The organism is Chamaesiphon sp. (assembly GCF_041737865.1).
Taxonomy (GTDB): domain Bacteria; phylum Cyanobacteriota; class Cyanobacteriia; order Cyanobacteriales; family Chamaesiphonaceae; genus Chamaesiphon.
On sequence record NZ_JBGSQZ010000319.1, the window covers coordinates 1 to 13,466 of the forward strand.

Genomic DNA, 13,466 nt, shown 5'->3' on the forward strand with positions numbered 1-13,466 from the left:
GAGAGGAGGTTTCGAGCATTCGAGCTGTACTGGTTTTTTGGATAAAAACAGTTTAACAGTTCTCCTCTCTTTTTTCCTCAAACCCATTACTCATCAGCTTTTACGATAATTCTTACGGACTTTTGTCCGTCAATCAGGTGTCATAGTTTGGAGCGGGACTTTTCAATAATTCGATTAATGCTATGATTGTATCTTCATTGTTGATTGCAATTTTTCGCAATACGTTTAGTATGTTGTCAAAATACGTGTATCTTAACGTCGGCAGTCTTAGCATTTCCAGTAATGTTGCGATTGCATCTTCATTGTCAATAGCAATCTCTTTTAGTATCTCTCCAACACTATAAGTAAGTATGTATCCTAAATCATACTGTTTAAATATTTCTAACAAAGATATAACAACATATGTGTTGCTACTTAAAATCTTTTTGGATATCTTAGAAAGACTAGAAGAGAGTAAGTAGTCTAAATTAGGATGATTCCATAATTCCATTAAATATAAAATTTCTTTATTATTATCAGAAATAATTTCTCTAAATATCTTTGCAATACGAGAGAAGTTTCGACGATCATCTAAATTGTTTTGATTCAATAGTTCAAACAACTCTACGATGGTAGATCTATTATTAATTGTAATTTCTTCTGATGCTTCTAATTTGCCTGAAAGATGCCAGAGATCTAGGATACACTGCCTTATTATTCCGATGAATATTTCGACCCCATTATTACCAACAGCTATATTTTCTAATGCATCTGCAATACTGGAGGAAGGTAAGTATTCTAAACCAGGCTGCTTAAATAATTCCCACGAGGCTGTAATTATTTCTTTTCTCTCAATAATATACTTATACAAAGACTCTACAACTAAATGAGAATGATCTTCTCCTGAATCAATATTGTCTATCATTTTTAATACCAAACTAAGTATTTCTTTATTTCCAACAGTCATTCCCATTAATGCCCCTGTCACATAATCACGGTGGGACTCACTTAAATCAGATTGATTTAATATTTCAAATACTGTAATAATATTTTCTTCTTTACAAACAGAAGATTTTTGAAATATCTCATTCATCCAAGAAGAAAAAAAGTAGTTTAGATTAGGATATTTCAGTCGGCTTACTAGCATTTCAAATATTTCGTTATCAATAGCAACTTTTGGCAGAATTTCTCTTATTTGGTACCAAGGTAAGTCGTTTAAGTTTGGCTGTTCCAATATTTCTTTTAGTTTGACAATCACAAATTGATTGTTACTATCAATTTCTATCAACATCATCAATATAGAGGAAAAAACTTTATTGTCTGGGATATGATTTTGTAAGAGTAAAAGTAGCTTTGAAATCAAACATTGCTTGTGTGTTAAAAACAACGTCTCTTTCGCTAGATCTGTAACTGACTGTGAAAATTTTATCCATTCATGTCGCTCGGTATCAAAACTTCCAAATGCCCATTGGACTAGCCGATCTACAATACCCTTAGCATGTAATGAAGATTTGAATTCATTAATGCAAATACCTGCCATGCTGTAAGCACGGTAATAGAAAAACTGACCATCTTGCTCCTCAAAATTAGTTAGAACTTCTAGGAATCTTTCTTTTAACTCATCTATCAAGTCTCGACCAACCCACAATAAAATTACTTGCTGCCATTGTCTCTCAAACACCCGATAAGTCGGCATAAATTCATCATGGCAAGGAACAGGTCGATCGATATGTGCCCTCGGCAAAAAATAATCCCAATCATCGATACTACAAGCTGCAAAATATTCCTGAAACGTCGGATGGTAAAAAGCATAGTTCCTCTCTCAGCTCTACTTCCTTGTAAAACGCTACAGCTTTCCAATCATATAAATAGTCAACAAACTTCTCATACAAACCAGCTTGCGTCTCTGGTAGAGCTTGATTGTCTTTTTCCCAGGACGCACACAATAGCGTCAATCGAAGCGGATTTTTCACCAAATCCTTAATCCGTTCCTTGCCTGGAGCATCCAACTCTGTACGAATCTGGGTAGCTACTTTTTGATGATCGGCAAACCACTTGCTAATAAATTCCTTTACTTGGTCATCACCCTGACTGGTTTGATAGCTATAGTCCAGCGTGCGATAGACATCAAAGCTATTGGTCAGAATATTACCACCCGCAGCAGTTTCCCACTGATTGATCCGACAAGTCATCACCACCCGCAAATTCTGCGCCCAAGCCTGTCCCAAATCGCGATGAATCGCCGCCAAAGCATCGCCAGACATTTCATCCAAACCATCCAACAGCAGCCACACCCGCCCCTGCTGACGCAATCCTTTCCAGTCTTCCCAAGCCACATCAAAATTGTCTTCGCAAACTTTTTGCAGCCATTCCGCCTGAAGATATTCTCGCAGTCGGCGATCTCCGACATCTGCTAGCGATATCCACGCCACTACCAATGGTGCTGGCGGTTGTTGCTCTGCTTGCTCAATCAGCCATGCACCGATTTTAGTCAGGATGGTAGTCTTACCCGCACCAGGTTCGCCAATAATCGCGATATGTTTGCCCCCAGCAGGTTTTCCCACCACGTCAGCGAGAAATGCTTCATGCTCGAAGCGTTTGGTTTCGGTGTATTCGGTTTGATATAGCTGGGAACCCTGTTCTGGCGATGGTTCTTCTTTCACCTTGGGGCGTTCTTTCCGCTCGATTAGTCCCAAGGGGACGTGAATATCGTCGAGGTTGCGGTTGGATTTATTGAGGAGGCGGTTGGTGGTGAGGTGTTTTTGGGCTTTGAGGAGTTGGCGCGATCGATCGAGCCAGTCGATTTGGGGTATGGCTGGTGTCGCTTGGATGGTTTCTGAAGTTGTCGGAGGCAGCTTTTTAACTAAAGAACCTTGCTCTTGCTGTTGTAGCCACTTCGGATACTCGTTTTGTAAATGGTTCCTTAACGCGATTGCCTTATCAGTATCCTTTTTTGGAATGCCAAACTTTTCATATAAAACAGTCAAACGGCTTGTCAGCGAACTCTCTGCTATCCCAAGTATTGATAAATCCTCTTCTGTCGGATCTTTAGACTTATAACTCAGATCGCTGTCATCAACTATTAAGCCAAGTCCTGGAAATTTAGCTTTGAGCGTTTCTTTTTGAGTTCTAGTTAGTGACTTCTCTAGGGCAATACGATCGAGAAACTTTAGCCAGTTGAGATCGCCCATCGGATTTACCTACCAAAATTCATACTAAAATTCATACCAAAACTCAAACCATGAAAGCTTTACACCAAAGGGGTTTCAGCCTATCGTAGATACATGGCACAAAGAAGCCAGACGAAAACCAACACAAAACGCACTGCGCGAACGTAGAGGTTTGAACTAGCTGTCCGCCTGACCAATAAAAAAAGTTCAATCTCAATTCTAAACCAATGAAAAAGAAAATTTTCTCGGCGGCATTCGCTGCTGCTATAACTAGCTCTCTAGTCATTATTCCCACTGTCGTCCCTGTAGTTACGATCGCATCTAATGCCGTTGCTGCTCCCGCATCAGGTCGTACTTTTACCAGGATCAAAGAGATTGCTAGAAAAATATGCGAAATCGGCGGTTGTTTTTACATCGTCGAACAAGTTGTCGAGTATTTCCAGACACCCTCTGATACCCCAGCATCTCCCAACATGTGCTCCGGCAAAGGTTGTAGCACTATCCGCACGGGTGGCAATGCTGTGAAAGTTGGTGAAACGCGCACCATCATTCGTAAGGTGCGTATTCGTTAATTAGCTTCGCTCTCACCATCATCATGTAGGGGCGGTGCCTCGTGCCCGACCTCTAACATAACATCCTCGCTCCGCACCAGCAGGGCACCCACAAGGGGATGCCCCTACAGATTCTATTACTCACCCATCCTTAAACATCATGAACTTCAAAAATATTGCCGCTTTAAGCACGATCGCTCTTGCCGCTACCTTCATCTTCACACCCACTCCAGCAAAAGCCATGACTGGCGAAGAGGTTATCAAAGTCATTCGAGTCTTCAGCGACTATATGGAAAATATCCAGAAAATCTTCCAACCCATTCCTACCGCACCCCAGCCCGACGATCGTATCCCCAACCCTGGAACGGACGAACCCCAACCCGAACCAGACACGATCGAGTATCAATTCAACTAATCCATCTGCCCCACAATTGATGTGGGGCAATCTTTCCACCTATTAACCAATCTGAAATCACAATGATTATCGCTACTCTCGACCAAATCACCGATCGTCAACGCCAACAAGCCACGATGAGAGTTCAAACCCAGCATTTATTAGCTCGACTCGATCGACGAATGCAGGTAGCGATCGATCTCCAAGATCGCTGCCTCATCTCCCAACTCCAAGCCGAGCAGGAATTTTTGTCCAGACAACTGTAATCTCAAACATCCAAAACGACCCCTGCTAACTTCTCTCGATCGAGGGCAAGTTAGCAGGGGTTAATTTTGTGTGGCAACACTCGATCGATCGATTAAGATCGAGTCTAGCTTTAGAATTCCGTTACAGAACATCTTGGTTTGGTTAGTAATATCCTACACCGTCCGTAGGATGCTTTTTGTTGGGGTCTTTGGTATAAATTTCAGGCAGTTCGGGGCACAATGATTACTACAGCAAGAACCGAAAAATCCAATCAGTAATCCAGTCTGCTATGGTGAACGAAACTAATACCTGTCGGAAATACGTTGAGCCAAAACTCAGCGATGCAGGCTGGCAGACTGAACCACACGATTATACCGAGCAGTATTACTTTACTGCGGGGCGAATTCAACCGCGCAGTCGGCGACGACAACGTGGAGAGCGGAAGTTTGCCGATTACTTGCTGTTGTACAATGGCAACTTTCCGATCGCGGTGGTAGAAGCAAAGGCTAAATATAAGACAGCGGATGAGGGGCTAGAACAGGCGATCGATTATGCGCGGACTTTGGATGTCAAATTTGCTTACGCTACTAATGGTGTGGGTATTGTCGAGTATGACTTTACGACGGGAATGCAGTCGGAAGATTTAACGGAATTTCCCAGCCCAGAACAGCTTTGGCAACGGTTAACTGGAGAGGAACCACAGCAGCTTAGAGTGGATATTGCCGAGAAGTTGCTAGTGCCCTTCTATCCAACTCCAGGGAAGGATCTGCGCTACTACCAGCGAAATGCTGTTAACGCGACCATCTCAGGCATACTCAAGGGTCAAAATCGGCTGCTATTAACGATGGCGACGGGTACGGGTAAAACTACGACAGCTTTTCAAATTTGTTGGAAGTTGTCCCAACTGGAATGGAATACGACAGGCGAGGCGCGGGCACCCAGAATTTTATTTTTAGCCGATCGCAATGTCTTGGTAGACGATCCAATGATTAAGGATTTTGCGGTATTTGGCAAGGATAAAATTTACAAGATTCAGGGAGAATCGAAAAAGGGACGAGATCTTTACTTTGCGATTTACCAAGCGATCGCCGAAGATAAAGTGCGTCCTGGATTGTACAAGGAATATAACCCTAATTACTTCGATCTAATTGTCATTGATGAATGTCATCGCGGCAGTGCCAAGGATGAGGGTAGTTGGCGGCAAATTTTGCAACATTTTGAGCCAGCTTACCAACTGGGTTTGACTGCTACACCACTGCGGGATGATAACGTCGATACCTACCGTTATTTTGGCAATCCTCTGTATACTTACAGTCTCAAACAAGGGATTGAAGATGGTTTCTTGGCTCCCTATCGAGTGTATCGGGTCAAAACGCGATCGGATGCAGATGGTTGGCGACCTACAGATGGGCAGTTAGATCGCTTTGGACGGATGATTCCTGATGAAATGTATGGAACGCCAGATTTTGAGCGGAAGCTAGTCCGCAGAGCCAGGACAAGGGCGATCGCGCAACATTTAACTGACTTTCTCAAGAGTACAGATCGATCTGGCAAAACGATCGTCTTTTGTGTGGATGAGGAACACGTTAAGGCGATGATTAAGGAGTTGCGGAATTTGAATGCAGATATGACGCGAGAAAATCCCGATTATATTACCCGCATTACCTCGGATGCTGGGGATGTGGGGAAGGGACACTTGTATAATTTTAAAGATGTTTTGAATGAAACCCATGTCATTGCTGTGACGGCTAAATTACTGACAACTGGTGTAGATATTCCCACCTGTAAAAATGTGGTGTTGGCGAAGGTGATTCGATCGATGACTGATTTTAAGCAGATTATCGGGCGAGGTACGCGGGTACAGGAAGATCGCGGCAAGATATTTTTCAACATCATCGACTATACCAACAGTACGGTGCTATTTGAGGATCGGGATTTTGATGACGAACCAGAATTGATTACTGAGACAGAAATCGATGATTATGGGCAAGTGTTATCACAGCAGCAAGAAGACACCTGTAATTATGAATTAGAGGATATCGATCCTAATGTGGGCTTTCATGGTTTACCCGAAGATGATGATGCCCCACCGCGTAAATATTACATTGATGGTGGTGCCGAAGAGATTATCAGCGAAACGATCTACGATCTCACTCCCGACCAAAAGTTACAAGTATCTCAAATTATCAACGCAACAAAAGAGCAAGTGCGGACTCTGTATCGCTCCCAGCTGGAGATCCAACAAAGATGGGTAGATCCACAAACGCGATCGGAAATTATCGATATTCTGATCGATCGAGGGATTGATTTTGACGATCTCAAACGAATCACTAGTAAACCCGATGCCGATCCTTTCGATCTGATCTGCCATATTGCCTTTGATGCGCCCGTGTTAACCTACAAGCAACGCGCCGAAAGCTTGCGCCGTCGTCAGCCAGACTTATTTCAGCAGTATGGAGACGAGGCTAAAGCAATTCTAGAAATTCTCTTGGATAAGTATGTCCAGAAAGGGCTGGATGAGTTCAATATGCCTGATGCTTTTAAGGCTAATCCAGAGCTTTTGAGGTATGGCAATGTGGGCGAAATCGCTCAACACTTCGGTGGGGCGGCGCAACTGCGACAGGCAATTCAACAATTGCAAGTTTTATTATATTCAGCGTGAATTTAAGGTGGGATAAAATCCTGACGATCTTATGGAAATTAAAGTTAAAAATCTTGGTGTTCTCAAGCAAGCCGAATTCACACTAGGCGATCTGACTATTATTTGTGGTGGCAATAATAGTGGCAAGACTTATGCTACTTATGCTCTGTTTGGATTCTTAGATAATTGGGATAGTTTTGTTTCAATCGAGATATCTTCAGCTTCAATCGAGCAATTATTAGCAAAAGGTGTTGTTAAAGTTGATTTTCAGCAATATGTCAAAAATATCGACATGATTATTGCGGATGCTTGTAGTAAGTATTCTCAAAAAATAGATGAAGTTTTCGCAGCACCTGAAGAACGTTTTAATGAAACAGAATTTCACATGTCGCTCGACACAAGAAATATAAGATTGACAGAACAGTTTGAATCAACGGCAAGTTCTGCTACTAACAAGGAATTTTTGTCAATTGTTAAAAATGTAGGGAGTAGTGAATTAATTATCACCTTACTTGCATTTCAAGATAATATAGAAATTCCTACCCATATTATTGCACATTTCATTAGTGAGGCTATTAAAAATATAATTTTTCAACGTAATCTTCCTCGTCCTTTTATTGTTAGTGCAGAGAGAACTGGAGCAGTAACTTTTCGTAAAGAGTTAAATTTTTCTCGTAATCGGTTGCTTGAACGAATGACTCAAGCGCACAGTGACATGGATAGAATACAAATTTTATTTAAGGGATATAAAGACTATCCACTTCCAGTCAAAAAGAATGTTGATTTCACAAGAAATTTAGAAAGTATTTTCAAAAAAAATAGTTTTATCACGGAACACCATCCAGATATTCTCACTGATTTTGCTGATATTATTGGTGGTGAGTACATGGTGAATCGTGAGGATGAACTTTACTACATTCCTAAACAGGGAAAGCGAATTAAGCTATCTATGGATAGTAGCTCTAGTGCTGTACGATCTTTACTGGATATTGGCTTTTATCTGCGACACGAGGCTCAAAAAGGCGATCTACTGATGGTAGATGAACCAGAATTGAACCTACATCCCGAAAATCAGCGACGGATTGCTCGATTGTTTGCCAGACTGATTAATATTGGAATTAAGGTATTCATAACGACTCACAGTGACTATATTGTTAAAGAGTTGAATACACTGATTATGTTAAATCACGATCGACCCCATCTCAAACAACTTGCTGAAGATGAAGGATATTTGCCAGCAGAGTTACTATCAGCCGATCGAATCAAGGTCTATATCGCCGAAGAAGCTTTAGTCAAAGTAGATGGTAAAACTAGGAAAGTAAAAGTCCCTACGTTAACGGAGGCTAAAATCGATAGTGAGCGAGGAATTGAAGCCAGAAGTTTCGATAAGACGATCGATGATATGAACCGAATTCAAGACGCGATCGTTTGGGGTGGCGAATAGATGTCGGATCTTGCCATTCTCAAGGAGATGATTAAGGATACAGCAACAGTACCTTTAGTAAAGTATAAAAACAATAACTACAAAGCAATATTAGAGCAAAAAGAAGAAAAAGATCCAACTAATATAAAGGCTAACTATACGGTTGAAATAATAGGATTGCCAGATAGTGGAGATGTGATTGTTGTAAAGGCGGATACATTCGAGGCACCAATCAAAATCTTTAATGGGAACAACGGAGAATGTAAAAGATCTGATTTTGTTATTATTGCTGATGTTAAGCCAAAAAAAGTTATTGTCTTTATCGAACTGAAAGCTGGCACTGGAGGAACAAGACAAGAAATGATCCAACAATTAAAAGGTGCTGAGTGTTTTGCTAGATATTGTCAATATATCGGATGCTCTTTTTGGAATAGAAATGATTTCCTTAATGAATACGATTGTCGGTTTGTAGCTATTGTGCAAATTTGTAATAGTATACGAAAAAAACCGACATCTGAGAAGGATCGTAAAGTACTCAATAATACACCAGAGACAATGCTGAAAATCGGTCATCGTCGAGAGATTTACTTTAGAGAATTAATTCAATAGATAGAATCCAGATCGCGTAGCGTCCGCACAGCGGAATCGCGCTATCATGGGATTCCCAGAGAATTGGACATCTTTACCAAGATAGCGATGCAATATGCCCAAAAGCACTACCAAAAAGACAGATCGAGTCATCACCACGGCTCAAAAACTGGGCAGCACGATTAAATCTGCGCGGGATAAGATGCGGATTGATAAGGGTTTGAATGGGGAGTTGGATCGATTACCCCAACTTACTTGGATGATGTTTCTCAAGCTGCTAGATGACTCTGAGCGGCTGCGTGAGGTAGAAGCGGAGCTAGAGGGCAAAACTTACAAAAGTACGATTGCCGCGCCCTACAGATGGCGGGATTGGGCTGCTAATGAGAACTTTACAGGCGATCGATTACGGGGATTTATCGATAACGATACGGCGGTATTGCCCAATGGTGAGGAGGGAATGGGATTACTTGCCTATCTCCGCAGTCTCCAGAGCAAAGCGGGGAATAAACGCGCTGATGTGATTGCGAAGGTATTCAAAGATGTCAGCAATCGGATGATTAGCGGTGCGAGTATCTATGATGTCTTGAGTTTGCTCGACAATCTCCACTTCGATAGCTCTGAGGAAGTAAATATCCTCAGCACGCTCTACGAGTCGATGATTAAGGAGATGCGAGACGCTGCGGGGGATTCAGGGGAGTTTTATACACCGCGTACAGTGGTACGATTTATCGTGCAAGCGATGGATCTCAAACTGGGAGAAACTATTTTCGATCCGGCTTGCGGTACGGGTGGCTTTTTGGTGGAGGCTTACGAGCATCTCAAGCAAAATTGCACGGTGCAGGATTGGCAAATCTTACAAACTAGCATCGTCGGAGCCGAGGCGAAATCCCTCCCACTGATGTTGGCGCACATGAATCTGTTATTACACGGGTTTGAATATCCAGATATCGATACTGGTAATAGTCTGCGCTTCAATCTCTCAGAGATGAGTGAGAAAGATTGGGTAGATGTGATTCTCACCAATCCACCGTTTGGTGGAGAGGAAGAAGATAGCATCAAAAAGAATTTCCCCCCAAATCGAGCTACCAAGGAAACCGCGCTATTATTCCTGATGCTGATTATGCGGCGATTGCGCCAACGCCCGACAGCCGGAAGAGCGGCGGTAGTATTTCCCAATGGGGTGCTATTTGGCGATAATGCTTGTGCCAAGATTAAGGAAGACTTGCTCAAGGACTATAATTGACACACGATCGTCCGTTTACCGAATGGGGTATTTGCTCCCTATACTGGCATTCCCACTAATATTTTATTCTTCGATCGATCTCAGCCGACTAATCAGATTTGGTACTATGAGATTCCCTTACCAGAAGGGCGCAAAAACTATACCAAAACTAAACCAATTCAGGATGAAGCTTTTGCAGACTGTCTAGCCTAGTGGCATAATCGCGAGGAAAATCAACAGGCGTGGAAGTATGATTTCCGAGCGGCTTATCATCAAGCCAAAACTGAGGCGGAAGTATTTTGGGCGCAAGGAGAACAAGCGAAAGGCGATGCGATTTACTGGGCAATTTACAATTTAGATAAAAAGAATCCTAATAGTCAGTCAGATTTTGAACATTTACCGCCAGAGCAATTGGTGGCAGATATTTTAGACAAGGATCGGCGCGTTGCTGAGATTATGGCAGAAATTGAAGGGCTTCTAGCTAAGTAAAAAGTATCTTAATTATGAGCAAAACTGCAAGCTTAATTCCGCTGAGTCGGATTCTCACCAAATCTAATAGCTGGATAGACATTAAACCAACAGAGACGTACAAACAGGTAACAGTAAAGATTTGGGGCAAAGGTGTTGTAGAAAGAAATGAGGTTACAGGCGCAGAAATATCTGCAAACACTAGGCTCAAAGTAGATGCTGGTCAATTTATTCTTTCGAGAATTGATGCGCGTCATGGAGCTTTTGGTCTGATTCCTGAATCTCTAGCTGGTGCTGTTGTCACGAATGATTTCCCCGTATTTAGTCTCAATAAAAGCCTGATTATTCCACAGTTTTTGAACTGGATCAGTAAAACTGAGAGCTTCATCGAACTATGTAAGGCAGCTAGTGAAGGGACTACAAATCGAATCCGACTCAAAGAATCTAAGTTTCTATCTATGGAAATTTCCCTTCCACCTTTAGAAGAACAACGGCGGATTGTGGGGCGGATTGAGGAGTTGGCGGGAAAAATAGCAGAGGCGCGGGGTTTGAGGGAGAGATCGATCGAGGAAGCAGAAGTTTTAAAAACTAGAATATATGAAATAGGTTGGTCACAAGCTGTTAGTTATTCAGATAATTGGGAAAACTTAGAAAGATATGCTAATGTTATAGACCCACAACCAGACCATCGAACACCGCCAGAAATCGACGGTGGGATGCCATACGTGAGCATTGCAAATATATCTATAGCTGGCAAAGTTGATATCATTGGATCGAGAAAAGTTTCTATTACAGCTATCGAACGTCAGGAAGCATCATTTACATTAAAGACAGGTGATATTGTTCTTGGTAAAATCGGTACTATTGGGGCTGCTAGACCAATAATTGTCAAAGATAGATTTGCACTTTCTGCAAATGTAGTACTTGTTCAACCTGACGAATCCAAAGTTATGAAAGAATTCATATTAGGGTTGTTGCGTTCTCCTCAGATGAAAGAACAATTTACTGAAGGTACTCGAAAAACTGCACAAGAAGCTTTTGGTATTAAGAAAATGCGAAAGTTACTGATTCCAGTTCCCTCACTTCCTGAACAACAGCGCATCGTTACTTATCTCGATGCACTCCAATCCAACGTAGACACCGCGAAACGATTACGACAAGAATCCCTAAAAGAACTCGATGCTCTACTTCCAGCGATTCTAGACAAAGCATTCAAAGGCGAATTGTGAGTGCGATGTATTAAAATTGACATAATCATGGCAAGTGCATTATATTTTTACTTCTATCAAAAGCTTGACTAGAAATTTAGTCATACTCCATGAGCCTGATTCTAAAAGTACCAACACTCAACGATGAAATTCACGACTTTGAGCGGCTCTTTTCCTTGCACCAGCAAGCAATTAACTCTGATAAAGAACATCTAATTCTAGATTTTTCTGACTGTCAGTTCCTCCGTCACAATGCTGTAGCCTTTATCGGCGGATTAGTACGTTTCAACCAACTTCAAGGTAAAAATGTTATAATAGACTGGCATAGCATTCGAGAACGAGTTTGCACCAACCTCAAGCAAAATGGCTTTTACACGGCTCACACAGAGGATAGTAACGGATGGTCAGGAAATTCGATCCCTTATCGAGAAGAACGAGTAATAGATAAAAATGGTTTTCTAGCATATCTCCGTGAGTTATGGTTAGGAAGAGGCTGGATCGATGTTGATGAAAATATACGACGTGAAATTCTCGCTAAGGTGGTAGAAATTTACGTAAACGTCTTTGAACATGCTGATTCAAAAGTAGGTGTGTTCATCTGCGGTCAGCATTACCCCAAGCGGAAAGAACTCAGTCTATCCTTGGTAGACTTCGGAGTTGGTATTCCGTACAAGGTCAGAACTCACTTACAGCAACACTCAATGGCTGCGGAACAGGCGATTGAATGGGCAATAGCCCCAGGAAACTCTAACCGACCCAATCTCGTCCCCAAAGGTATGGGATTAGATACTTTAAGAGATTTTATAACGGGTACTGGTGGAAAACTAGAGATTTTCAGTGATAATGGTTACACCATATTCAATCGTAACGGTTTAGGGTATGGTAAATGTTCTACGCCATTTATGGGAACTCTAGTTAATATCAGCCTGAAATGTTCGGATTTACAATATCATACACACAGGTTAGAAAGCAGCACAACTCTGTTTTAAAGGGAAGTTGAAGGCTATGAACAACGTAAATACTATTTTTATCAAAGACTTGATCGGCGAAAACTGTATTACGATCGATGACGGTCAACAGTTGTACGATTCGATTCACTCGAAGCTACTAGCGGGAGAGCAAGTAGAGCTTGACTTTAGTGGTGTAGAGATTTGTGCGTCACCATTCTTTAATTTTGGGATCGGTCAACTATTAAAGGATTTGTCCGCAGATCGGCTAAATCAACTATTGACAGTTTCTCATCTCCATGCTGCGGGAATGAAAGCGTTGAAAGTAGTAATTGATAACTCCAAGCAATACTACTCTAGTGAGTCTGTACGCCAAGCAATTGATGCTGTACTCGATCGAGAAGTAATCAACGGTCGGGGAACAAAGGCGGGAGCGCATCCGCTTCTTTAATCGCGTAATTAGGGCTTGCTGAAGATCTCAGCAAGCCAATCACTGCAAGGGTTTTGAGCCTTTTTTCAGAAATTAAGTGCAAGGTTTTGACGTTGAAAGGCTCAGAACCCTTGCACTCGATCGCTTGAATCTGGCGATCGAGTGAGAATATTTGCAACAAAACCATTTTTTAGCAAGG

At 41.9% G+C, this 13,466-nt stretch carries 12 protein-coding genes and 1 pseudogene; 10 read left to right on the forward strand and 3 right to left on the reverse strand.

Annotated features, from left to right (window positions below; genetic code table 11):
* Positions 1 to 133: 133 nt before the first annotated feature.
* On the reverse strand, positions 134 to 1,675 hold the full coding sequence (locus ACEW9J_RS24890; RefSeq protein WP_373547758.1) for a hypothetical protein: 1,542 nt from the start codon (positions 1,673 to 1,675) through the stop codon (positions 134 to 136).
* 70 nt (positions 1,676 to 1,745) lie between these two features.
* Positions 1,746 to 3,170, reverse strand: coding sequence for an NACHT domain-containing NTPase (locus ACEW9J_RS24895; protein WP_373547759.1), 1,425 nt, complete (start codon positions 3,168 to 3,170; stop codon positions 1,746 to 1,748).
* 206 nt (positions 3,171 to 3,376) lie between these two features.
* Between ACEW9J_RS24895 and ACEW9J_RS24900 the strand changes: the two genes are divergently transcribed.
* The 10 genes and pseudogenes from ACEW9J_RS24900 to ACEW9J_RS24945 all read left to right on the forward strand — a co-directional run bounded on the left by ACEW9J_RS24900 (position 3,377) and on the right by ACEW9J_RS24945 (position 13,288).
* Positions 3,377 to 3,721 carry a hypothetical protein gene (locus ACEW9J_RS24900; protein WP_373547760.1) on the forward strand — a complete coding sequence of 115 codons (345 nt, stop codon included), beginning with the start codon at positions 3,377 to 3,379 and terminating at the stop codon, positions 3,719 to 3,721.
* A gap of 139 nt (positions 3,722 to 3,860) precedes the next feature.
* The gene (locus ACEW9J_RS24905) at positions 3,861 to 4,115 is read left to right on the forward strand and encodes a hypothetical protein (protein ID WP_373547761.1); all 255 of its coding nucleotides are present in this window, start codon (positions 3,861 to 3,863) and stop codon (positions 4,113 to 4,115) included.
* A 62-nt stretch (positions 4,116 to 4,177) separates the two neighbouring features.
* Positions 4,178 to 4,360, forward strand: coding sequence for a hypothetical protein (locus tag ACEW9J_RS24910; protein WP_373547762.1), 183 nt, complete (start codon positions 4,178 to 4,180; stop codon positions 4,358 to 4,360).
* Positions 4,361 to 4,629: 269 nt separating this feature from the next.
* On the forward strand, positions 4,630 to 7,002 hold the full coding sequence (hsdR, locus tag ACEW9J_RS24915; RefSeq protein ID WP_373547763.1) for an EcoAI/FtnUII family type I restriction enzme subunit R: 2,373 nt from the start codon (positions 4,630 to 4,632) through the stop codon (positions 7,000 to 7,002).
* 31 nt (positions 7,003 to 7,033) lie between these two features.
* Positions 7,034 to 8,425 (forward strand): AAA family ATPase, encoded by a 1,392-nt coding sequence (locus ACEW9J_RS24920; RefSeq protein ID WP_373547764.1) that lies wholly within the window; start codon positions 7,034 to 7,036, stop codon positions 8,423 to 8,425.
* On the forward strand, positions 8,426 to 9,013 hold the full coding sequence (locus tag ACEW9J_RS24925; protein WP_373547765.1) for a hypothetical protein: 588 nt from the start codon (positions 8,426 to 8,428) through the stop codon (positions 9,011 to 9,013).
* 94 nt (positions 9,014 to 9,107) lie between these two features.
* Positions 9,108 to 10,703, forward strand: a pseudogene (locus ACEW9J_RS24930) (N-6 DNA methylase).
* 14 nt (positions 10,704 to 10,717) lie between these two features.
* Positions 10,718 to 11,911, forward strand: a complete 1,194-nt coding sequence (locus tag ACEW9J_RS24935) for a restriction endonuclease subunit S (protein ID WP_373547766.1) — start codon at positions 10,718 to 10,720, stop codon at positions 11,909 to 11,911.
* 89 nt (positions 11,912 to 12,000) lie between these two features.
* Complete coding sequence (locus ACEW9J_RS24940) at positions 12,001 to 12,879, forward strand: ATP-binding protein (protein ID WP_373547767.1); 879 nt, start codon at positions 12,001 to 12,003, stop codon at positions 12,877 to 12,879.
* 16 nt (positions 12,880 to 12,895) lie between these two features.
* A complete protein-coding gene (locus ACEW9J_RS24945; RefSeq protein WP_373547768.1) occupies positions 12,896 to 13,288 on the forward strand; it encodes an STAS-like domain-containing protein in 393 nt (130 codons plus the stop codon).
* Here the strand turns inward: ACEW9J_RS24945 and ACEW9J_RS24950 are convergent.
* Positions 13,245 to 13,454 carry a hypothetical protein gene (locus tag ACEW9J_RS24950; RefSeq protein WP_373547769.1) on the reverse strand — a complete coding sequence of 70 codons (210 nt, stop codon included), beginning with the start codon at positions 13,452 to 13,454 and terminating at the stop codon, positions 13,245 to 13,247. The genes ACEW9J_RS24945 and ACEW9J_RS24950 overlap by 44 nt on opposite strands.
* Between the last annotated feature and the right edge of the window lie 12 nt (positions 13,455 to 13,466).